General features: G+C 51.1%; 21 protein-coding genes. 7 read left to right on the top strand and 14 right to left on the bottom strand.

Translation table 11 applies throughout. The features are described from left to right. Positions 1 to 11: 11 nt before the first annotated feature. The 3 genes from ACYZYZ_RS03645 to ACYZYZ_RS03655 form a co-directional block, all read right to left on the bottom strand. The gene (locus ACYZYZ_RS03645) at positions 12 to 1,127 is read right to left on the bottom strand and encodes a phosphoserine transaminase (RefSeq protein ID WP_461483281.1); all 1,116 of its coding nucleotides are present in this window, start codon (positions 1,125 to 1,127) and stop codon (positions 12 to 14) included. 178 nt (positions 1,128 to 1,305) lie between these two features. Beyond that, positions 1,306 to 1,950 (bottom strand): thiol:disulfide interchange protein DsbA/DsbL, encoded by a 645-nt coding sequence (locus ACYZYZ_RS03650; RefSeq protein WP_461483282.1) that lies wholly within the window; start codon positions 1,948 to 1,950, stop codon positions 1,306 to 1,308. 116 nt (positions 1,951 to 2,066) lie between these two features. Next, on the bottom strand, positions 2,067 to 2,705 hold the full coding sequence (locus ACYZYZ_RS03655) for a c-type cytochrome (protein ID WP_461483283.1): 639 nt from the start codon (positions 2,703 to 2,705) through the stop codon (positions 2,067 to 2,069). 128 nt (positions 2,706 to 2,833) lie between these two features. Here ACYZYZ_RS03655 and yihA point away from each other — a divergent pair, with 128 nt between their 5' ends. Then, entirely contained in the window at positions 2,834 to 3,463 is a 630-nt protein-coding gene (gene yihA, locus ACYZYZ_RS03660; RefSeq protein ID WP_461483284.1) for a ribosome biogenesis GTP-binding protein YihA/YsxC, read from the top strand. Positions 3,464 to 3,878: 415 nt separating this feature from the next. Here yihA and polA read toward each other — a convergent pair whose 3' ends face one another. After that, entirely contained in the window at positions 3,879 to 6,599 is a 2,721-nt protein-coding gene (gene polA, locus ACYZYZ_RS03665) for a DNA polymerase I (protein ID WP_461483285.1), read from the bottom strand. Positions 6,600 to 6,707: 108 nt separating this feature from the next. On the opposite strand from polA, the gene ACYZYZ_RS03670 reads away from it, so the two are divergent. After that, on the top strand, positions 6,708 to 7,658 hold the full coding sequence (locus ACYZYZ_RS03670; RefSeq protein WP_305170390.1) for a phosphotransferase: 951 nt from the start codon (positions 6,708 to 6,710) through the stop codon (positions 7,656 to 7,658). A gap of 7 nt (positions 7,659 to 7,665) precedes the next feature. On the opposite strand, the gene ACYZYZ_RS03675 is transcribed toward ACYZYZ_RS03670, so the two are convergent. Continuing rightward, the gene (locus tag ACYZYZ_RS03675; protein ID WP_305170389.1) at positions 7,666 to 8,598 is read right to left on the bottom strand and encodes a zinc ABC transporter substrate-binding protein; all 933 of its coding nucleotides are present in this window, start codon (positions 8,596 to 8,598) and stop codon (positions 7,666 to 7,668) included. 139 nt (positions 8,599 to 8,737) lie between these two features. On the opposite strand from ACYZYZ_RS03675, the gene ACYZYZ_RS03680 reads away from it, so the two are divergent. The 3 genes from ACYZYZ_RS03680 to znuB are packed head-to-tail and all read left to right on the top strand — an operon-like array spanning position 8,738 to position 10,762. Further along, the gene (locus ACYZYZ_RS03680; RefSeq protein ID WP_461483286.1) at positions 8,738 to 9,226 is read left to right on the top strand and encodes a Fur family transcriptional regulator; all 489 of its coding nucleotides are present in this window, start codon (positions 8,738 to 8,740) and stop codon (positions 9,224 to 9,226) included. Next, the gene (locus ACYZYZ_RS03685; protein WP_461483287.1) at positions 9,223 to 9,990 is read left to right on the top strand and encodes an ATP-binding cassette domain-containing protein; all 768 of its coding nucleotides are present in this window, start codon (positions 9,223 to 9,225) and stop codon (positions 9,988 to 9,990) included. Before ACYZYZ_RS03680 ends, ACYZYZ_RS03685 begins: the two co-directional genes overlap by 4 nt. Beyond that, a complete protein-coding gene (znuB, locus tag ACYZYZ_RS03690) occupies positions 9,983 to 10,762 on the top strand; it encodes a zinc ABC transporter permease subunit ZnuB (RefSeq protein ID WP_461483288.1) in 780 nt (259 codons plus the stop codon). The genes ACYZYZ_RS03685 and znuB overlap by 8 nt, the downstream gene beginning before the upstream one ends. A 1-nt stretch (position 10,763) precedes the next feature. Here the strand turns inward: znuB and ACYZYZ_RS03695 are convergent, their stop codons facing one another. Genes ACYZYZ_RS03695 through ACYZYZ_RS03715 form a run of 5 tightly spaced genes read right to left on the bottom strand, consistent with a single transcriptional unit; the run spans position 10,764 to position 14,840 of the window. Beyond that, complete coding sequence (locus ACYZYZ_RS03695) at positions 10,764 to 11,417, bottom strand: SCO family protein (protein WP_461483289.1); 654 nt, start codon at positions 11,415 to 11,417, stop codon at positions 10,764 to 10,766. 42 nt (positions 11,418 to 11,459) lie between these two features. Next, complete coding sequence (cyoE, locus tag ACYZYZ_RS03700; protein WP_305170549.1) at positions 11,460 to 12,368, bottom strand: heme o synthase; 909 nt, start codon at positions 12,366 to 12,368, stop codon at positions 11,460 to 11,462. A 4-nt stretch (positions 12,369 to 12,372) separates the two neighbouring features. Then, on the bottom strand, positions 12,373 to 13,401 hold the full coding sequence (locus tag ACYZYZ_RS03705) for a COX15/CtaA family protein (RefSeq protein WP_461483290.1): 1,029 nt from the start codon (positions 13,399 to 13,401) through the stop codon (positions 12,373 to 12,375). A gap of 33 nt (positions 13,402 to 13,434) precedes the next feature. Next, positions 13,435 to 14,061 (bottom strand): hypothetical protein, encoded by a 627-nt coding sequence (locus tag ACYZYZ_RS03710; protein WP_461483291.1) that lies wholly within the window; start codon positions 14,059 to 14,061, stop codon positions 13,435 to 13,437. Beyond that, a complete protein-coding gene (locus ACYZYZ_RS03715; RefSeq protein WP_461483292.1) occupies positions 14,061 to 14,840 on the bottom strand; it encodes an SURF1 family protein in 780 nt (259 codons plus the stop codon). The genes ACYZYZ_RS03710 and ACYZYZ_RS03715 overlap by 1 nt, the downstream gene beginning before the upstream one ends. A 42-nt stretch (positions 14,841 to 14,882) precedes the next feature. Here ACYZYZ_RS03715 and ACYZYZ_RS03720 point away from each other — a divergent pair, with 42 nt between their 5' ends. Then, the gene (locus ACYZYZ_RS03720; RefSeq protein ID WP_461483293.1) at positions 14,883 to 15,146 is read left to right on the top strand and encodes a twin transmembrane helix small protein; all 264 of its coding nucleotides are present in this window, start codon (positions 14,883 to 14,885) and stop codon (positions 15,144 to 15,146) included. A 94-nt stretch (positions 15,147 to 15,240) separates the two neighbouring features. Here ACYZYZ_RS03720 and ACYZYZ_RS03725 read toward each other — a convergent pair whose 3' ends face one another. From ACYZYZ_RS03725 to coxB, 4 genes are read right to left on the bottom strand one after another with little or no spacing between them, the layout of a single operon-like run. Next, the gene (locus tag ACYZYZ_RS03725) at positions 15,241 to 16,146 is read right to left on the bottom strand and encodes a cytochrome c oxidase subunit 3 (RefSeq protein WP_461483294.1); all 906 of its coding nucleotides are present in this window, start codon (positions 16,144 to 16,146) and stop codon (positions 15,241 to 15,243) included. Between the two features lie 44 nt (positions 16,147 to 16,190). Continuing rightward, entirely contained in the window at positions 16,191 to 16,745 is a 555-nt protein-coding gene (locus tag ACYZYZ_RS03730; protein ID WP_461483295.1) for a cytochrome c oxidase assembly protein, read from the bottom strand. Positions 16,746 to 16,762: 17 nt separating this feature from the next. Further along, entirely contained in the window at positions 16,763 to 18,316 is a 1,554-nt protein-coding gene (gene ctaD / locus ACYZYZ_RS03735; protein ID WP_461483296.1) for a cytochrome c oxidase subunit I, read from the bottom strand. Positions 18,317 to 18,329: 13 nt separating this feature from the next. Continuing rightward, positions 18,330 to 19,484, bottom strand: a complete 1,155-nt coding sequence (coxB, locus tag ACYZYZ_RS03740) for a cytochrome c oxidase subunit II (protein ID WP_461483297.1) — start codon at positions 19,482 to 19,484, stop codon at positions 18,330 to 18,332. A 187-nt stretch (positions 19,485 to 19,671) separates the two neighbouring features. On the opposite strand from coxB, the gene ACYZYZ_RS03745 reads away from it, so the two are divergent. Then, a complete protein-coding gene (locus ACYZYZ_RS03745) occupies positions 19,672 to 21,000 on the top strand; it encodes an MATE family efflux transporter (RefSeq protein ID WP_461483298.1) in 1,329 nt (442 codons plus the stop codon). Positions 21,001 to 21,030 lie beyond the last annotated feature (30 nt).

A 21,030-nucleotide genomic window follows, 5' to 3' on the forward strand; every position in this document is an offset into this window, starting at 1 on the left:
GGTACCTGTTATTATTTTGAAACTTCCCGGTAGGCCCATTCGATCCAGGGCATCAATGCCTCCAGGTCGGACTGTTCAACAGTAGCACCACCCCAGATTCTGAGCCCGGCAGGTGCATCCCGATAGGCGCCGATATCGTAGGCAACGCCTTCAGCATCAAGCAACTTCACCACCTGTTTGACCTGATCTGCATCCAGATCCAGGCTCAGGCAGATACTGGTATTGGAACGGGTTGCATCATCCTGGGCCAGAAAATTGATCCACTCATTGGCCGCCACAAAGTCTTCAATGACAGCAAGATTTGCACGGGACTTGGCAATCGCTGCATCCACACCACCCAGCGCTTTTACCCAGTCCAGCGCATCAAGATAATCAGCTACACAGAGCATGGAGGGAGTATTGATGGTTTCACCCCGGAAAATACCATCTATCAGTTTGCCGCCTTTTGTCATGCGGAAAATTTTCGGCAGAGGCCACGGCGGGGTATAACTCTCCAGTCGCTCGACAGCGCGGGGGCTTAATATCAGCATGCCATGGGCACCTTCACCACCCAGAACTTTCTGCCAGCTGAACGTCACCACATCGAGTTTTTCCCAGGGCATCTCCATGGCAAATACCGCAGAGGTAGCATCGCAGATAGTCAGGCCTTCTCGATCATCGCTGATCCAGTCACCATTAGGGACTTTGACACCGGACGTGGTGCCATTCCAGGTAAAGACGATATCGTGGGCTGGGTTGGTCTGACCCAGGTCGGGTAGCAGGCCGTAGTCAGCGCCATAGGCGTTGGTCTGCTCCAACTTCAGTTGTTTGACAACGTCTGTCAGCCAGCCCTGTCCAAAAGACTCCCAGTAACAGATATCGACTGGTCTTGCGCCCAACATGGACCAAAGCGCCATTTCCACAGCGCCTGTATCAGAAGCTGGTACGACACCCACCCGATAGCCTTCTGGCAAACCCAACACTTCAGCGGTTTCTTCGCACACCCTGCCAAGGGCTGCTTTACCGATAGCGGCTCGATGTGAACGCCCCAGAGTGCTTACATCCAGTTTGGAAACATCGTAACCGGGTCGCTTGCTACAGGGGCCTGAAGAAAAATTGGGGTTGGCCGGCTTTTGTGTCGGTTTCATTACTATTCTGCCTGCATGGATAAAAAGAAGCGCACCATTCTAAGTGGGAATTCTTGGATCGCAAAGTCGTCTTTGGGAATTTTTTGTTATGTAGCGCTGGAGGTTAGATTGGCGTTGAGAGCGATGTCTGACGCGCTCATGGTTGCGGGGCCTAGCAAGCCCCACAACCCGACGGGAGTCATTGATTCATGGCGGCTCTTTCTTTCTTGATCAGATACGCAGCGACTTTAAGCATGCCCTCCTGGCTGCCATTTTCCCTGGAGGAAATACGGTACTTGCCATTAACCACCATTTCCGGTGTGCCCTGAATGCGGTAACGCTGCTGTTTACTGGTCGCCAGATCCACAGCCATTTCAATACCTTTGGAATTGAAGACCTTGCTGAAGCGCTCCGGGTCCACGCCTTGCCCTTCAAACAGTTTGGCAATTTCATCTTCATTTTTTAGTTTCTGTTTTTTCAGGTTCATGGCTTCGAAGATGTGTTCGTGCAGATCATCCACCACCTTCAGGGCTCGCGCCGTATAGTACGCCTTGGCGTGCAGTGCCATGGTGGGGTGCCAAACTGCAGGCACACGAACAAAGTTCACATCTTCAGGCAGCGCCGCCACCCAGGGGTTGAGCTTGGGCTCGAATGCATAGCAGTGGCTACATCCATACCAGAACACTTCCACCACCTCGATTTTGGAGGGGTCCGCTGTGGCAACGGGTTCGGGTAGCACTTCATAGTTAACGCCTGCTTTGTAGGGCTCAGCCACCTCGGCATGACAAGCCACAAGAGGCAGAAAAACCAGAGCAAACAAAAAGTTAGAGATGTAGTGACGCATGCTTAAATCCTTTGGCTATAAAAAGGCGATACCTGATAGACCACTATCATCTCTCAGGTTCCCTAAAATGCAACCATAAAAAAGGCGGCTTACGCCGCCTTTTCCGTGATGAGCTGTTACTTCAAGCCAGCAATGAAGTTTGAGACTGCATCAATTTCGATATCACTCATATGGGCAGCAACACCCCGCATAATGGCAGCATCGCCATCGTTAGTGCGTGCAGCCTGATTTTTTGGATCATGGGCGCCGGTGCGGAAGGCTCGCAGTTGCTTCGCTGTGTATTGAGCGAACTGGCCGCCCAACGCAGGGTAGCCCGCCGGTGCATTGCCATTACCTGCCGGTGAATGACAGCCAGTACAAGCCGGGACACCGGTTTCCAGGTTACCGCCGCGGTAAACCTTCTCACCCAACGCCAGATTTTCTTCTTTGGCGCCAGCCATCTGGATGTTTTTCGACGCAAAATAGGCAGCGATATCTTGCAGATCCTGATCACTGAAGGAATTGAGCATGCCGGTCATTTCCAGAACTGGGCGTGCACCGGATTTGATGTCCTGCAATTGCTTGGTAAGGTATTTTTCTCCCTGACCAGCCAGTTTAGGGAAGTTTGGTGCCGGGCTATTGCCGTCTGCGCCATGACAACCTGCACACATTGCTGTTTTAGCCTGTCCAGCTGCGGCATCGCCGCCAGCAAAGACCAGTGAAGAGGCCAGGGTCAAACCCAGCATGGCAGCCATTCCTAGAATGATTTTTTTCATTGGTTAATCCGCTCTCTGCATTCCGCTACAATAGGAAACTTTTATTGCCTTCTAAAAAGCGGGGGCATTATATACCAAGTCCTCCCCGATCTTAATAGTTGATCTCAGCTTACTCGCACAGGTTTCCCATGTCAGATGTCATTTCTTTCCGCAAAGCACAATTTTTGATGAGCGCCCCCACCTTGTCACAGTGCCCCGACGATAGCGGCTGTGAAGTGGCCTTCGCTGGGCGCTCCAATGCCGGGAAGTCCAGCGCAATCAATGCGTTAACGAATAACGCCAAGCTGGCAAGAACCAGTAAAACACCGGGCCGGACACAATTGCTGAATTTTTTCTCTTTGACAGAACAGTGCCGCCTGGTGGATTTACCCGGTTACGGCTTTGCAAAAGTGCCAAAAGCCATGAAAAAGGAATGGGACCAACATCTGGCTGAATACCTGCAAAGACGACAGTCATTACGGGGCCTGGTGTTGTTAATGGACATCCGTCACCCCTTACAGGACTACGACTGGCAGATGATTCGCTGGGCAAGCCTTTCGGAAATGCCTGTCCACATTCTGCTGACCAAAGCCGACAAACTGAACAACGGACCCGCCAAGTCGGTATTACTCAAGGTACAACGAGAACTGCAGGCAGCGGGATTTAGCGAACATGTGAGCCTGCAAACATTTTCATCCCTGAAGAAGAGCGGGCTCGAAGAGCTGGAAACCACACTGATGCAATGGCTGTCCGCTTCAGAATCACTATCGATTGACTAGTTTGGATACGAACTAAAAAAAACCCTGACCATCGCTGGTCAGGGTATGCTTTGCTGTTGCTTGGGGATTATCAAGCATTGCAACTAGTTTGGGGAGAAAGTAGCAATGTTGCTTGCACTAGGTTAGGCAAAGCACACGATATTTAGTTCCGGAAATTGTAGAAAAATTTTTCTTTCCTGACCCAGGGTCCATGGCGGACAAAAAAAAGCCCTGTATCAAAGTGATCAGGGCTTGCGTTGCATCTAGTTTGGGGAGAAAGCAGCAATGTTGCTTGCGTACTTGTTAGGCATATCTGCAACGCGTTAGTTCACTAGGAAATAACTTTTTTTTCAGGTTTTCTATAGCTTTTCTTTATAACTAAAAATTTTTTATTTCCAAAAGTCCCGCCACTGACTTTTTGGAAGAGACCACATGCCTAGTGGGCCTCATCCCAGTTGTCACCAATGCCCACATCCACAATCAACGGCACCTCCAGTTTGACTGCATTGGCCATATGCTCATTAAGCCCGACTTCGATGATGTTCAGCTCATTTTCTGGCACTTCGAGTACTAGTTCATCGTGTACCTGCATGATCATTTTGCTGCGGAGCACCTCTGTAGTCAGCCATTGATCGACGGCAATCATCGCTAGCTTGATAATATCTGCCGCCGTCCCCTGCATCGGCGCATTAATAGCCGTGCGTTCGGCAGCCTGTCGCCGCATGCCGTTGCTGGACTTGATTTCCGGCAGATACAGGCGCCTGCCGAGAAGGGTTTCCACATAGCCTTTCTCAGCGGCAGTTTGCCGGATGCGGTCCATATAGGCCTGAACTCCGGGATACCGCTCAAAGTAGAGGTCAATATATTCCTGCGCCTGATTGCGGCCAATTTTCAACTGACGCGCCAGACCAAAGGCCGACATGCCATAAATCAACCCGAAATTGATCGCTTTGGCACTGCGACGCTGCTCATCCGTCACTTTCTCCACATCGACATCAAAAACTTCTGCTGCGGTGGCACGGTGCACGTCCAGCCCCTTTGCAAAGGCATCCCTCAAGCCTTTATCACCCGACAGGTGTGCCATGATCCTCAGTTCAATTTGCGAATAGTCTGCGGCCACTATCTTGCAACCCGGTGACGCCACAAAAGCCTGACGAATACGACGCCCCTCAGCTGTGCGAACGGGTATGTTTTGCAGATTGGGGTCGGAGGAGGATAAGCGGCCAGTGGCCGTGACTGCCTGGTGATAGGAGGTATGAATTCTACCGCTGACAGGGTTTACCAATGCCGGCAATTTGTCCGTGTAGGTGGCTTTTAGTTTTGACAGACTGCGATGCTCCAACAACAGCTTTGGCAGCGGGTAATCCAGCGCCAGCTCCTGCAGCACTTCTTCCTTAGTGGACGGAGCACCTTTTGCCGTTTTTTTCTGAACAGGAATTTGCAGCTTTTCAAACAGGATATAGCCAAGCTGTTTGGGCGACGCGAGGTTGAATTCTTCACCAGCCATTTCAAAGGCCTGTGTTTGCAACTCTGCCAGCCGCTCACCCAATTGTGAACTCTGCTTTCGCAAACGCTCGGCATCCACTTTTACGCCATTGCGCTCAATGCGCGACAACACGGGAATCAGGGGAATCTCAATGGTTTTTAGGACCTTATCCAGTCCGCTCTCTCGCTGTATTTTTCCCCAAAGTGTCTGGTGCAACCGCCAGGTAATATCGGCATCTTCAGCCGCGTAGGGCGCGGCCTGCTCCAGCGCGATCTGATTGAAGGTCAACTGCCCTGCCCCCTTGCCGGCAATCTCTTCAAAATGGATAGTTTTCTCGCCCAGATATTTGAGTGCAAGGCTGTCCATATCATGACGCGTTGCAGTGGAATCCAGCACATAGGATTCGAGCATGGTGTCAAACTCAATGCCCCGCATCGCTATACCCTGATTAGCCAATACGCTCATGTCATATTTCAGGTTTTGACCCAACTTGGCCTTGGTCGGATCTTCAAGCAAAGGTTTGAGAGCATCCAGTACTTCGCGCCGATCCAGCTGCGCAGGGGCCCCGAGGTAATCGTGTGCCAATGGCACATAGGCCGCCTCATGCGCCTGTACCGAAAAGGAAATGCCGACCACATCTGCCTGCATATAGTCGAGACTGGTGGTCTCCGTATCAAAGGCAAATAATTCCGCGTCTTCCAGACGTTTCAACCAACCCTTAAATTGCTCCAAATCGAGCACCACCTGGTAGTCCTTTTCCACTTCGGGGCTGTCAATCTGCTGCGGGGCAGAGTCCTCTTTGAGTAGCTCTTCTGTCCAGGTCTTGAATTCACATTGCCGAAACCAGTCCAGCAGCTGTTGTTGGTCGGGTTCGCCATTTCTCAACTCTGCCGCCGCCATATCCAATGGGACATCGGTTTTGATGGTGGCCAGCTGGTAGGATAAACGGGCCTGTTCTTCGTGTTCGGCCAGTTTTTCCGGCATTTTCTTGGCACCGCGAAATTCCAGTTCTCGCACCTGTTCCAGGTCGCCGAAAATTGAATCCAGTCCCCCCAGGTTTTGCAACATGGCCAATGCCGTTTTTTCACCGACACCCGGAACCCCTGGAATGTTATCGGCTTTGTCACCAATTAAGGCCAGGTAGTCGATAATCAACTCAGGGGGCACACCGAACTTGTCCACGACACCCTGCCGATCGAGCACCGTGTCTGTCATGGTATTTACCAGCGTCACCTGATCACACACCAGCTGCGCCATGTCCTTATCTCCCGTAGAAATAATGACCTGATACTGGTTTGCGGCAGCTTCTATCGCCAATGTGCCAATAACATCGTCCGCTTCTACACCATCAACCACCAGCAACGGCAAACCCATGGCGCGGATAATCTTGTGAATGGGCTCAATTTGCGCCCTGAGTTCGTCCGGCATGGGCGGACGATGGGATTTGTATGCCTCAAACAGTTCATCCCGAAAGGTTTTGCCCTTGGCGTCAAAAACGACCACAACCGGGCTACCCGGGTAATCTTTTAGGAGACGTCGAACCATTGAGATCACGCCCTTCACCGCACCGGTGGGTTGCCCGCTGGATGTCGTCAGCGGAGGCAAGGCATGAAACGCGCGATATAAATAGGATGATCCGTCGACCAACACCAGTGGAGCTTTATTATTCATGGCTATTTTTTTACCGTCTCTGAAGTGGCGAAGGATACCGCAAATTGTTTCTTTCCACTTACCAAGGGGTTACTCTTGGATAAAACAATCAGGGGTGTGGACTCCCATATGTCGTCATTTCCAGCACCAGATAACCACGTTATTTCACATTTTCTGGAGCAGTACCCTCATCTGGGTGATGCTTGCATTGATGCTACCTATATTGCCAAAAACCATATGACATGCAGGTTTCACTGCGGTCAACCCCAGCGAGCCCACTACCTCATGGTCGCGGCCGTTCCCGGTGCAAAAGAACGTCTGCTTTTCTCTGCCGCACTGGTTGAGCACCTGATCAGCGTGGGGCAGCGGGTCACACCAGTTATCCGCACCATTTCAGGCAACAGCCTTGCTTGGTATCACGACAACCCTGCCCTGCTTTTCCATATTCCCGAGGGTTCTTCACCACAACACCAGAGCGCGGATATTTGTAGGCAAATAGGTGATTTTTTGGGCGAAATGCACGCAAGTTCAGCACATTTCGCCGCCAGTTATAACAATCCAAGAAGTCTGTTATGGTTAAATTTTGCCTCCAAAGAGCTGGCACCCCACCTTTCTATTGGTGATCTGTCTCTACTCGAGGAGCAACTCAATCGCTTCAAGCGAACCATCGATGCCAGGCCAAACCTTCCCAGCGGCCCGCTGATCGGCAGCCTCTTTTCTGACCAGTTGTTCTTTTCGGAAGGCCAGCTATCTGCAGTGACTGGCTTTTATTTCAGCTGCACCGACTGGTTTTTATTGGATGTGGCACAGGCTGTTAACGAATGGTGTTGCGACCCCCATGGTGAGCTCGACAAACACCTCTGCAGCGCCCTATTAAACGCCTATGCGGCCAAACGCCCCTTTAACCACACCGAAAGCCAATATTGGCAGGATATTCTCTGTTTCTCAGCGACCCGCTTCTGGGTCTCGAGATTGCTCAGCAAATATACCTCTGAAGGCAGCTCATCACATAAAGATCCCGAAGAGTACCTGCAAAAGCTGGAACGACGATTGATGAGCTACTACCCCTTGCCCCTCTGATTTGTTTTTATTCACCGCTGCCAGTCAATCCTTGAGTAAATGCTGTTATCAGGTTTTCCATAAAGGTCAGATAACTGTTTTCATCTGACTGGACATCGCGTCCGATAGGATCAAGTTCACTCGTTTTTACTCCCAGCTTTCTGGCCAGCTGCTCAGCAGTTTTGTTGTTGAGCTGCACCTCTGTAAACACACATTGCACCTGTTCGCCCAGTGCCAGCATCTCCGCCACGTGTTTGGCGCCCTGTTGACGTCCGGCAACTACCTGCGCCGATGCCAACTGCTTCAAACCATAATGCTGCACAAAATGTCCGTAGCCATCGTGAGTCACCACAAAACCCCGTTCACGCAAAGGGGTCAACGCACTTCTTGCCCGCCCGTCTAATGCCTCGATCTCCTTGGAAAATCTGCTTAAGTTCTCGTCAAAAGCCCCCTTCTTGTCGGGAAACAGTTCTGCCAATCGTTCTGCCACTGCATGCGCCACCATTTGGCCATTCACCGGGTTCAACCAGAGATGTGGGTCCCTGTCATGTGCAGGGTGACTGTGGTGGTCATGCATGGCGTCGTGCTCACCATGCTCCTCTTCCTCTGCCTGGGATATGACTGGCCAGATGAGACCTGGAAGATTCATCAGCGTCAGTACCTCTTTCCCGTTCCCCGTTAACGGCTTACTAAACGCCGACTCAAGTTCCGGGCCCACCCAAACCACAAGCGCGGCCTCATTGATGGCACGGACATCCGAGAATTTCAACGCATAGTCATGGGGTGAAATATTGCCAGGCAACAACTGCTGCACAGTCAATTCATCGCCCACGACCCCTTTCACCAACATTGCCAGGGGTTTAATCGTTACCAGCACGGTAGCCTTCGTGTCGGCCATGGCCGCTGATGCCCCCATCCAGAAGCTCACAATAACGATCGTTAGAAAAGTGTATTTTTTCATTATGTTATATTATTGCAATTATCCAGGTTGTGTATTGCACAGTATTACCATTATGCCATCAACAATCATTGTGTCATTACTGATTGCCTACCACCACAAATGATATAAAATAACATTTTATTTTTACAAGCATATTTGTATGTGGACAAATTCCAAGGTGGCCTACCACCATCACGACCATAAACGCTGTGTTACGGCAGCCATGCAACGCGCCAAGGTGCTCTGCGACGATCGCCAAGTGAGGCTAACACCCATTCGGGAAGCTGTCTTTAAAACCATATGGGCCAGTCATCGACCTTTGGGCGCTTACGATATTGTCGACCAGATGACCCTGGCCACCTCCCCGGTGAAACGCATCTTGCCACCAACGGTGTACCGATCGATAGAATTCCTGCTTGAGCAAGGCCTGATTCATCGGTTGGCATCATTGAACGCCTATATCGGCTGCCCGTTCCCTGGAAATGATCATAATGACGTTTTTCTGATTTGCCGTGAGTGTGGCTCAGCCGCTGAATGCAGTGCTGATTACCTGACGACGGCCGTGGAACAGACGGCCCAACGTGCCAACTTCCAGGTTGAATCACAAGTGATTGAAATTGTTGGGCTCTGTCCGGAGTGCCAGTCATGAGCAATCCCCTGATTCAATTGACTGGGGTTTGTAAATCCTTTCGAGGCAATTCGGTGTTATCCGGCATCGATCTGACAGTGATGCCCGGCCAGATCATTACCCTGATTGGCCCCAATGGCGCCGGTAAAACCACCCTAGTAAAACTGGTGCTGGGACTGCTCAAACCCGATGCCGGCGAACTTTATCTGGCCTCAAACCTGTGTATTGGCTACATGCCACAGAAGCTGCTGATTGATCCCACGCTACCGATTACCCTTGACCGCTTTCTTGCTCTCTCTGAACCGGATAAAGAAAAGTGTCAGGCTGCATTGGGGGAGGTTGGTATTGATCCTTCGGCGGGCAACCAACCCCTGCAATCCCTGTCGGGGGGTGAGATGCAACGGGCGCTTCTGGCAAGAGCTATTCTGCGCAAACCAAATCTTCTGGTTTTGGATGAACCCGTGCAGGGTGTTGATGTAGTAGGGCAGGAGAGTCTCTACCGCCTGATTGGCCAATTGCGAGATCGTCTCGACTGCGCCGTCCTTATGGTGTCTCACGACCTTCACCTGGTGATGTCTGCCACCGACGAAGTTATCTGCTTAAACCAGCATATCTGCTGCCACGGTCATCCGGATCAGGTCAGCAGCAACCCAGCCTTCATTGAGCTGTTTGGGACTAAAACAGCACCCTACACCCACCACCACAACCACCAGCACGATCTACGTGGTGACGTGGTCACTGCCGGTAAAGCTCATCAACACGACAGGTCTTGCGGCCATGATTGATGTCCTCTTGTACGCCTTGCTTGCCGGGCTTGGTGTCGCCGCGGTCACCGGACCCCTGGGCGCATTTATTGTCTGGCGTCGCATGGCCTATTTCGGCGATACACTCGCTCACTCATCACTGCTCGGTGTTGCACTGGCATTGTTATTATCGGTGAACCTCACACTCTCCGTAGTGGTGATCTGCCTGTTACTGGCCTTGTTACTGGTTATGCTGCAGCAACAGCAAACCCTGGCCTCTGATACATTACTCGGCATCCTTTCGCATTCGTCGCTAGCCATAGGCCTGGTGGCGATGGCACTCATGCCAGATGTGCGTGTCGACCTGATGAGCTTACTATTTGGAGACTTGCTGACAGTCACCCCCAGAGATGTAATCACCATCTATCTTATCGGCACCATTGCGATTGGACTGATCATCTGGCTGTGGAAACCCTTGCTGACGATGACGATCCATGAGGAGCTAGCAAGGGTTGAAGGCGTGCCTGTGACGGCCGTGCGCACCGCACTGATGCTGATTATTGCACTGGAAATCGCTATTGCTATGAAGGTCGTGGGCGTGCTGTTGATCACAGCTTTACTGGTGATTCCGGCGGCTACTGCCAGGCGCTTTGCTAACACGCCGGAAAAGATGGCAATTTATGCCAGCCTGGCTGGCAGCCTGGCCGTCCTCATCGGCTTGTCGGCCTCCTGGTTCGCCGATACACCCGCCGGACCATCTATTGTGCTCAGCGCGGCAATACTCTTTGCGCTGTCACTGCTGAAACGGGAATAAATCAGAAACTGGCGTTAATGGAGCGCCAGGCAAGACGCATGCTGCCTTCTTCAAAAGGTGGCTTCATAAACCCATGGTAATGCCCGTAGGGGTTGATCAGAACCAGGTTACCACTGTGATCAATGGTGTAATCACCATTGTCGAGATCCACCTTGCTGAAGGCGACATTCAACTCGGTGGCAAGCTTTAACAGCACGTGCTGGTTACCACTGACACCGATAAAATCGCTATTGAAGTAGGGCACATATTTGGCCAGCTGCTCTGGCGTATCCCGTTCCGGGTCGAGAGAAATCAGCAAAACCTGAAGATTTTCCCGCTCATCTTCATCCAGCGCAGCGTACATTCTGGCGGCGGCAGCCATGGTTGTCGGACAAATATCCGGACAGTGTGTGAAGCCAAAGAAGATCAGCGTCCATTTGCCTTTCAAGTTTTCCTGTGTAAAAGGCTGACCATGGTGATCTGTTAACTGAAAATCAGAAAATTTTCTCGGAGTATCCAGTTCAACGGCACCATTTGCCCGCAGCTCGTATTTATTGAGAATACGAGGTTGATTCATTTTGTAAACAAACCCGGTTAGCACCAATGCCACAAACACCAGTACAACCACGAGTGTTAAACGGACACTGCCGGTATTTAAAGCCTTGATTGGCGCCATAATGTCTAGCCTCCCTCAGACTTTGTCTCTTCTAGATAAAAGCTACTGGATAAAGGTCGGCACGGTCACCAGATAATGGTCGGCCAGCATAATGACGAACAGTGCCATGAGGTAAATAATGGAATATTTGAACGTATCCATTCCTGCATCAGGCTTTTTGCCGATCATCATCACAATGGCCCAATAGATAAAGCCAATGCCGAGGACGACCGCACCCAGTAGATACAACCAGCCGCTCATACCCGTCACAAAGGGCAGGACACTGATAACCAGCAAAATCAGGGTGTACAGGAAAATATGCAGCTTGGTGTACTTTTCACCATGTGTAACAGGCAGCATGGGGATATCCGCCTTGGCGTACTCATCCTTGCGATGAACTGCCAACGCCCAGAAATGTGGCGGTGTCCAGGCAAAAATAATCAGCACCAGCAGCAAGGCATGACCGTGAATTTCCCCGGTGACCGCAGTCCAACCTAGCAGGGGAGGGGCCGCACCGGCCAGACCTCCAATCACAATATTCTGAGGTGTCGCCCGCTTCAGGAACAGGGTATAGATCACCGCATAACCCACCAGCGATGCCAATGTTAGCCACGCTGTCAGGGCATTGATATAAATTAGCAGAATCGCCATCCCCACCACGCCCAGCACGACGGCAAACAGCATGGCCTGAACAGGCTCAACACGGCCTTTGGCGACCGGGCGGTTGAAGGTACGCGCCATCTTGGTATCAATTTGACGATCCACGACATGATTGACGACGGCTGCCGCACCAGCACAAACAGCAATACCCAGATTGCCCAAAATCAGCACATCCACTGGCACCATACCCGGTACCGCCAGAAACATACCAATGACCGTAGTCAGAATCATCAAGGCCACAACATTGGGCTTGGTCAATTCCAGGTAATCTCTCCAGGTGGCTTTTTCCATCTTGAGTTCTGCTTCATTCATCATTTCAGGACTCCTGCCTCTGATATCTCGGTTTGGCCAACCAGATTCCGGTCATCAGGGCCACTAGAACAAGTAATAACAATGCGCTGATCAGGTGGTGCAGCAATGCCGTCAGCATGGGGGCCATCAACAAATTGTTAGCCACACCAAGCAGCAGCTCTGTGAGCATGAGCATGACGAACGTTGTCGTCAGCACTCGAACCTGACTATTTTTTATTCTCAGCAAAGGGGTGGCAATTATGACGGTCAAAACCGCTAATACCAACCCCGCAATGCGATGAGTGACATGTATGGCAACCCGAGCCTCTGTTTCCAGCTTGCCGCCAAGGTAGCTGGGACCGACTGGTTGAGTAAAATCAAAACCCTGCCGGAAATCCATGTCAGGCCACCACTCTCCCTGACAGGTGGGGAAATCGCTACAGGCAAAGGCAGCATAATTTGCACTGGTCCACCCCCCTAAGCCAATTTGTAGCAGCAATGCTGACATCAATACCAGCAGCCAGGGCTTGAGTCGCTGCAACTGCAGGTCAGTTTTCTCATTCAGCTCCCAGGGTCGACTCCCCAGGCGTAACGTCAACAACCAGATCAATGAGAACGTCACCATTCCCGCTATCAAGTGAAAGGTCACTACCTGGGGGAGCAACTTCAGCGTGACCGACCACATGCCGAACACAGCCTGCCAAGCCACCAGAAACAGTATCAGTGTCGGCAACCGAAAGGGATACTCCTCCATTTCCCGCCGACGCCAGGAGATAATCGCCAGCATAATTACCATCAGCCCCAATACTGCCGCCAGGTAACGGTGAAAAATCTCTATCTGTGCAGTCGATGTAAGCACCGATTCAGGCGCTTTATCCATACTACCGGCCTGTAGGGATGCTCCATAACAACTCGGCCAACCCTCACACCCCAGTCCTGCATCAGACAATCGTGTCAGCACACCGAGGAGCAGCACCAAGGCCGCCACCACCGTGGCGGCAAGCGCTAAAGAAAAACCCGCTTTTTGGTGCTTGGGTTTGCTGAATCTGATCATCGCGCTGTCAGTAGTGCCTCTGGTTTGCCGGGATCAACCTGGTGAGTACTTCATCAGATGCTCTATATCTTCAATGATCTCGAGTCCGTCATCGGCCAGCGTGTAGCTCATCATAATTAAACCGTTTTGGTCGACCATGTAGGCACGGAGAGGGGCGTCTTTAACATTTAGCGGAGTATTGGTTTCTGCCAATATTTCCATCAGCTCACTTTGACTGCCATTCAAAACGTGTAAAAAGGGGTGCAGCTTTAAATATTCCTGGGTATCGGAGTCCAGCTGTCCATCAAAATTGATGTAAATGCGCTCAAAACGACGGCTGTATTTTCCCAGGCTGATGTGAACCTGACGAGTCAGGTAAAGAAGATCCTGGCACTCCTGATTACAAGCCGCATGGCCAGGTATTATCATGCGCCATTTCACTTTCTGTTCATCAAACACCCATGGAGCTTGATCAGCGTTCTGTAGCTGAAGGGATTTCATGGAGACCGCAGGCAACACAAACTCACCATGATTCGTGGTACCTAAACTACCCAGTAATTTTTGGCGCGCTTTTTCTGTCTTCGGAAACAATAGAAAGCCGGCAGTGATGACACCCCCGAGAATGATAATCAACAACCAGAGGTGCCATTGGCCACTGCGTGTTTTTTCCTGCTGAGTCATCAGCCTTCCTCTCTTATTTGTTGACGACGGCGGCTTTTAATCACTGCACCCAAATTGGAGTTGGCGAACAACGTTAAAACCACCAACGCTATGGCTAGCGCAGACCACTGCACAGCATAACCGGTGTGTTTGCTTGGCATCAAATTGACCACATCCCAGCCCGTCTCATAAGCTCCGGGTTTTTGCTCATCGAGCCTCAGGGTATAGCCGTATATCGGGATCGACAGCTTTTCAGCGACTTTTTCCGGTGCCGCATTCTGAATAATTTTTGGTCCATCCTCAACCGCCCAGCGGTCTTCACCCAGCATGATCTGCTCACCCGGCGACTGATACAGATAGCCCGACAATTCCACCTCACCAATAACATCATCAATAAGGGGAAGCTCGGCTCTATCCATACTGCCCTGTACCCAGCCACGGTTGACCAGCAACCACTGACCTGTCGGCATCTGAAAAAGCGAGATGACCTCAAAACCTGGTCGACCATGGCGGACCCGGTTATCCAAAAGCAGGGGAGAGCGGTTATCGTATTCACCCCTAACCCGGACTCGTACATATTGTTGATCTGGCTGTTCTCCCAGAGAAACAAGCGGCACGGGCTGCGCAACATCTCGCTGCTGATAATCTTCCAGCAGTTGTTGTTTTTCCTCCGCCCTGTTCAGTTGCCAGATAGCCAGGTTGACCGTGACGGGTAGAAAAAATGCTGTAAACAGCAATATTTTCCAATTGGGCTGCCATCGGAAAGAAAAACGGGATTCTTGCTGCGCCTGTTGTGACATCTGTGTTTAAATCAATTTTTTGGTGGACGAGAAATTGAACACATGTTGCTTAAAGCCATCATCATCATACTCTTTATTGCTGTATTGATCAGTCTTAGCAGTGCTCTGGTGTTCCTGATGAAAGATGTCGGAAACCCAAGAAAAAGAACCCTCTACGCACTGGGTTTAAGGGTTATTTTGGCCACCGCTCTCGTGGGCACCATTGCCTGGGGGATTTATTCCGGCCAACTCACGAGCAAGGCACCATGGGACAGGCAGCTACACCCGGAACGTCTTGCCCCGCATCAAACAGCAACGCAATCTTAGATCAAAGCTGATTGATACCGAATCCCTAAGATAAAAATGGCCAGGAAAATCCTGGCCATTTTTTTTTGGAACAAACAGGTTATAGATTGGCAGATCAAGCCAGCACATAAACAAAGATGAACAGACCTACCCAGACCACATCAACAAAGTGCCAGTACCAGGATGCAGCTTCAAAGCCAAACGCATCGTCATGGGTAAAGTGACCTTTCAGGCCACGCAGGAACTGGATCAGCAGCATGATCGTGCCCATGGTGACGTGAGCACCGTGGAAGCCGGTCAGCATGAAGAAGGTGGTTCCATAAATACCGGATTCCAGGGTCAAGCCCATGTGCTGGTAAGCATGAATGTATTCTTCAGCCTGCAACACCAGGAAGATGCCACCCAACAGCACAGTCAGACCCAACCAGCCATTGAACTTGGTGTGGTTGTGATTTTTCAAGGCTGTGTGAGCCATATGCACTGTTACGCTGGAGGTCAGCAGTACCACGGTATTCCAGAGTGGCAACCAGCTAAACAGCTTGTCCCAGCCGGGGAAGCTCATATTCTCATCAGGGCCCTTGAACCGAGCCGCATCACCATTGACAACCATATCGGGCGTGGTCATCAGCGGCCATTCAGGCTTAAAGCCTTCCCACAATAATGAGCTTTCCGCATGTCCACCCTCACCACCAAGCCAGGGTAGTGCCAGTACGCGAACGTACCAGAGTGCTCCGAAGAAACAGGCAAAGAACATCACTTCGGAAAAAATAAACCAGCTCATGCCCCAGACATAGGAACGCTTGAGCTGATCACTGTTCATGCCAGCCATATTTTCTTTAATGACTGTGCTGAACCATGTATACAATGTAAAGGCCATGATCAGGGCACCGGCCAGGAAAAATGCCGCACTACCGCCCTGTACCCAGGAGCCTGCACCGTAGGCCATCACACCCATTCCAGTAGCCGCAAAAATAGGCAGGCGACTACTCTCGGGTACGTAATAGTTGCTATCAGTTGACATTAATTTTCTCCATCATCGCCATGCGTGAGCGCACAGCACTTTTATCAATTTACTTGTGCCAACGAATCGTCACTTTGATTCGTAATATCAAATAAGGTGTAGGACAGCGTTATGGTCGTTATCGCTGTTGGCAAATCGCGGTCAACGATAAAGACCAAGGGCAACTCGGCGTCCTCTCCCGCTTTCAGCGGTTGCTGGTTAAAACAGAAGCATTCTGTTTTATGGAAGTACTCTGCCGCATTGAATGGCGTCACATTCGGTACTGCCTGTGCCACCATATTTCGGTGTGTACTGTTCTTGGCATAAAACGCCACCTCGGTCGGCTCTCCCGGATGCACACTCACTTCAAACACCTTAGGGCCGAACTGCCAGGGCATAGCACCATTATTGGTTGCAACAAACTGTACTTTCACCTGACGGCTGGTATCCACACCAGCTTCAGAGGCTACATAGGGCCCACCTGTTTTGCCACCGATGCCTGTAATTTCACAGAACACGTTATATAGCGGCGGCATCACAAATAACGCAAAGATGAACATGAACACTGCACCGGATAACAGCTTGACCAGCAATTTTCTGTTGTTCGGTGCAGCAGACATGTTTCTATCTCTATCTCTTACTTCACTTCCGGAGGCGTTGCGAACGTGTGGTAAGGCGCTGGGGTGGCAACTGTCCACTCCAGACCCTCTGCACCTTCCCAAGTTTTGGGTTCACTAACGGGCGTACCTGATCTGATAGTACGAATCACGTTAAATATGAACAGCAACTGAGAAGCACCGTAAATAAAGGCTCCAATACTAGAAATCATATTCCAATCCGAGAACTGGAGAGCGTAGTCGGCATAGCGACGCGGCATACCGGCCAGACCCAAGAAGTGCTGCGGGAAGAACGTGATGTTAAACCCGATAAAGGAGATCCAGAATTGCACTTTCCCCATGGTTTCGTTGTACATACGACCACACCATTTCGGTAGCCAGTAGTATACGGCTGCGGTACCTGAGAATACCGCGCCCGCCACCATAACATAATGGAAGTGGGCTACTACGAAGTAGCTGTCATGGTACTGCACATCGGCGGCAGCAATAGCTAGCATCAGGCCGGTAAAGCCACCAATCGTGAAGAGAACCACAAAGGCAATGGCGAACAGCATCGGTGTTTCATAGCTGATGGAACCACGGAACATGGTAGAAATCCAGTTAAAAACCTTCGCGGCTGTTGGCACCGCAATAAGCATGGTGGCGTACATAAAGTACAGCTCACCACCAATCGGCATACCGACCAAGAACATGTGGTGAGCCCAAACAATAAACGACAGGAAGGCGATGGAAGCGGTTGCATACACCATGGAGCTATAACCAAACAGCGGTTTGCGGCTAAAGGTTGGAATGATATGAGAAATCACACCAAACGCCGGCAAAACAATGATGTAAACCTCAGGGTGTCCGAAGAACCAGAACACGTGCTGAAACAGTACCGGGTCACCGCCACCGGCAGCATCAAAAAAGCTGGTACCGAAGTTAATATCCATGAGCATCATGGTAACTGCGCCAGCCAATACCGGCATAACAGCGATCAGCAGGAATGCAGTGATCAACCAGGTCCAGACGAACATCGGCATTTTCATCAATGTCATGCCCGGTGCGCGCATGTTCAGCACGGTGGCGATGATATTGATGGAGCCCATGATCGAAGAAGCGCCTATAATATGCATGCCAAAAATGAAGTAGTTGACTGTGCTGGGCGCATAAGTGGTCGACAGTGGCGCATAGAAGGTCCAGCCAAAGTTGGGCCCACCTCCTTCCATGAACAGGGTGGATGCCAGCAGGCTGAACCCGAAGGGCAAAATCCAAAAACTCAGGTTGTTCATGCGCGGCAGCGCCATATCAGGCGCACCGATCATCATCGGAATCAGCCAGTTGGCGAGACCGACGAAGGCCGGCATGATGGCACCAAACACCATCACCAGACCATGCATGGTTGTCATTTGGTTAAAGAATTCAGGTTTAATGAGTTGCATACCAGGCTGGAACAGCTCGGCGCGAATCACCATTGCAAAAGTGCCACCCAGTAGAAACATAGCAAAGCTGAACCAGAGGTAGAGCGTGCCGATATCCTTGTGATTAGTGGTAAATAGCCAGCGGCCAATACCTTTAGCGGGACCGTGTGCCATGACTTAATCCTCCTTATTGGCCTTGCTTAAATTTAAGAACATCAAGTGGCTGCACCAGATCGCCAGTCGAGTTCCCCCAAGCATTTCGCTCGTAGGTAATGATGGCTGCTATGTCTACCTCAGACAGCTGGCCACCGAAGGCCTGCATCGCTGTCCCAGCCTTGCCATTGACGACAATATCAAGATGAGCAGCATAGTCACCAGTAGTTGTAGCCATAGCAGAACCTTTCAATGCGGGGAATACGCCGGGGATGCCTTCACCATTGCCAGCGTGACAGGCAGCGCATGACCGGTTGTAAGCAGCTTCACCCTGAGCCATGAGCTCATCAAGAGTAAACGTTTTCTTTGCCAAATCACGTTCCGCTGCCACTTCCTCTTTCTTCTTGGCCAACCAGGCGTTGTACTCTTCTTTTTCCAGTACATTCACAACAATCGGCATAAAGGCGTGGCCTTTACCACAAAGCTCGGCACATTCACCGCGGTAGATACCGGGTTCTTCGATATACGCCCAGGCTTCGTTAACCACCCCTGGGATCGCATCTTTCTTAACGCCCAGATCCACCACCCACCAAGAGTGGATAACATCCTTACCGGTAATCAGGAAACGGACTTTCGTCTTGGCGGGAAGAACAAGTGCCTGTGAAACTTCTTGGAGATAGTATTGGCTTTTGGGGGCGGTATTGTAGATTTCTTCCTCGGGTGTTGTCAGTTCACTCACAAAGGCGACATCTTCACCAAGATATTCATACTGCCACTTCCATTGGTAGCCAGTGATCTTGATATCCATTTCAGCTTCTGTGGTGTCATAAACATCCAACAAGGCTGTTGTCGCAGGGACTGCCATAACGATCAGCAACAATGCAGGAATCACTGTCCAGACAATTTCTGCCGTGGTGTTTTCATGGAAGTTAGCCGCTACAGCACCTTTTGATTTGCGGTGTGCAAACATGCTGTAAAACATTACTGCGAAAACGCCAACTCCGATTACCACGCAGATCCAAAAAATGATCATATGAATATCGTAGATTGCGTTGCTTACGGGGGTTGCCCCCTTGGGCATATTAACAGCCCAACGCTGTGCCTCCTCTGCCACTGCCTTGCTCATAAAGGCCAAGGATATTGCAGGGGCAAACACAAGCGCGAAAAGCATACTTGCTCTTCTTGACATCGCCCTATCTCCAGTCATCAAGTTTTCAGTTTAAAGTAATACGTTTTCTCAGCCGCAACCGGGCACCCAGTATTGGACAGGGAAAACCGCGCGAGTATAGCAGACTTTTTCTGCTTCGCTCCAGAGTATTCACCCTCCTGAACGTAGGGGTTTTCTGTCAAACTAGTCTTTTTTCCGGCACCCGGCCATGTTAAACCCCCAAATAACACGTCAGGTTTTTCAGATCGCCTTACCCATGACACTGGCCAGCCTGAGTGTACCTTTGCTAGGTTTGGTGGACACCGGAATCCTCGGTCACCTTTCATCTGATAATTTTTTAGCTGCTGTCGCCGCAGGCAGCAGTGTGATTACCCTGCTGTTCTGGTTGTTTGCCTTCCTCCGCATGGGCAGCACGGGCCTGACTGCCAGGGCATGGGGTGCCAACGATGGTCGGCGATGCAAGGAACTGCTCTTCCAGTCTTTGCTGTTGGCTCTGTTATTGGGGCTGGGGCTTATCATCTTTCGTACGCCGATTGTCAGCCTCGTCCTTCACCTGATTAGTCCCTCAGCAGAAGTCATGCCCCTAGCCACCGAGTACTGCCTGATCAGAATCTTTGCCGCACCAGCCACCTTCATGACTTACTGCACCATCGGCTGGCTATTGGGCCTGCAACAGGCACGAACCACCCTGGCCGTCATGCTGATTGTCAACCTGGCCAACATTGTGCTGGATTTCCTGTTCATCATTGGTTTTGACTGGAACAGCCGGGGGGCCGCACTGGCATCACTCACAGCCGAGTATCTGGGCGTCTTCACCGCACTGGCTCTGGTATCCATCAAGCTTCGCACCCTTGACCACAACTGGCAGTGGCGCCAGTTGGGCAAATGGCATCAATACCGTGAATTTTTCACCGTCAATCGCCATTTATTTGTGCGAACTGCCCTGCTGTTATTCACCATGACTTTCTTTACCGCCCAAGGCGCCCGGCAGGGTGATGCCGTTTTGGCGGCTAACGCCATCCTGATGCAACTACTATTATTGGTGGCATTTACCCAGGACGGATTCGCCCACGCCGCGGAGGCTCTCACCGGCCAGGCTATTGGTGCCCGGCAAACGGAACGCTTTCTTCAACTCTGCTACAACAGCACGTTCTGGGGATTTGTTATCGCCTTAGTGGCCACCGCTCTCTACTGGCTGTTACCACACGCCATTGTCAGTTTGTTTACCAGTCTGCCCGCAGTGACTTCGGCAGCCCTGGTTTACTGGCCCTGGCTGGTTGCTCTGCCGCTGGTTGGCCTTATCTGTTTTATGGCCGATGGCGTGTTTATCGGCAGCGGAAAAACCCACGCCATGCAACAAACCATGATCGCGGCCGTGCTAGTGGTTTTTTTACCCGTCTGGTTTTTTGCCCGGCCCATGGGCAACCACGGGCTGTGGCTCGCCTACCTTTCCTTTCTGGCGTCGCGCAGCGTGCTAATGGGGTGGTTGTTCTATCGGTACACTCGACGGCATCAATGGATAGCACACAAAACCTGATAGACCAGGATTGACGATGTCTTATGCCAA

Origin of the sequence: Porticoccus sp. (assembly GCA_023261185.1) — a bacterium.
GTDB lineage: Bacteria > Pseudomonadota > Gammaproteobacteria > Pseudomonadales > Porticoccaceae > Porticoccus > Porticoccus litoralis.

Coding starts and splice junctions, on each gene's coding strand:
- ACYZYZ_RS03645 (WP_461483281.1), bottom strand. CDS start 1,127: ATGAAACCGACACAAAAGCCGGCCAACCCCAATTTTTCTTCAGGCCCC.
- ACYZYZ_RS03650 (WP_461483282.1), bottom strand. CDS start 1,950: ATGCGTCACTACATCTCTAACTTTTTGTTTGCTCTGGTTTTTCTGCCT.
- ACYZYZ_RS03655 (WP_461483283.1), bottom strand. CDS start 2,705: ATGAAAAAAATCATTCTAGGAATGGCTGCCATGCTGGGTTTGACCCTG.
- yihA (WP_461483284.1), top strand. CDS start 2,834: ATGTCAGATGTCATTTCTTTCCGCAAAGCACAATTTTTGATGAGCGCC.
- polA (WP_461483285.1), bottom strand. CDS start 6,599: ATGAATAATAAAGCTCCACTGGTGTTGGTCGACGGATCATCCTATTTA.
- ACYZYZ_RS03670 (WP_305170390.1), top strand. CDS start 6,708: ATGTCGTCATTTCCAGCACCAGATAACCACGTTATTTCACATTTTCTG.
- ACYZYZ_RS03675 (WP_305170389.1), bottom strand. CDS start 8,598: ATGAAAAAATACACTTTTCTAACGATCGTTATTGTGAGCTTCTGGATG.
- ACYZYZ_RS03680 (WP_461483286.1), top strand. CDS start 8,738: ATGTGGACAAATTCCAAGGTGGCCTACCACCATCACGACCATAAACGC.
- ACYZYZ_RS03685 (WP_461483287.1), top strand. CDS start 9,223: ATGAGCAATCCCCTGATTCAATTGACTGGGGTTTGTAAATCCTTTCGA.
- znuB (WP_461483288.1), top strand. CDS start 9,983: ATGATTGATGTCCTCTTGTACGCCTTGCTTGCCGGGCTTGGTGTCGCC.
- ACYZYZ_RS03695 (WP_461483289.1), bottom strand. CDS start 11,417: ATGGCGCCAATCAAGGCTTTAAATACCGGCAGTGTCCGTTTAACACTC.
- cyoE (WP_305170549.1), bottom strand. CDS start 12,368: ATGAATGAAGCAGAACTCAAGATGGAAAAAGCCACCTGGAGAGATTAC.
- ACYZYZ_RS03705 (WP_461483290.1), bottom strand. CDS start 13,401: ATGATCAGATTCAGCAAACCCAAGCACCAAAAAGCGGGTTTTTCTTTA.
- ACYZYZ_RS03710 (WP_461483291.1), bottom strand. CDS start 14,061: ATGACTCAGCAGGAAAAAACACGCAGTGGCCAATGGCACCTCTGGTTG.
- ACYZYZ_RS03715 (WP_461483292.1), bottom strand. CDS start 14,840: ATGTCACAACAGGCGCAGCAAGAATCCCGTTTTTCTTTCCGATGGCAG.
- ACYZYZ_RS03720 (WP_461483293.1), top strand. CDS start 14,883: ATGTTGCTTAAAGCCATCATCATCATACTCTTTATTGCTGTATTGATC.
- ACYZYZ_RS03725 (WP_461483294.1), bottom strand. CDS start 16,146: ATGTCAACTGATAGCAACTATTACGTACCCGAGAGTAGTCGCCTGCCT.
- ACYZYZ_RS03730 (WP_461483295.1), bottom strand. CDS start 16,745: ATGTCTGCTGCACCGAACAACAGAAAATTGCTGGTCAAGCTGTTATCC.
- ctaD (WP_461483296.1), bottom strand. CDS start 18,316: ATGGCACACGGTCCCGCTAAAGGTATTGGCCGCTGGCTATTTACCACT.
- coxB (WP_461483297.1), bottom strand. CDS start 19,484: ATGTCAAGAAGAGCAAGTATGCTTTTCGCGCTTGTGTTTGCCCCTGCA.
- ACYZYZ_RS03745 (WP_461483298.1), top strand. CDS start 19,672: ATGTTAAACCCCCAAATAACACGTCAGGTTTTTCAGATCGCCTTACCC.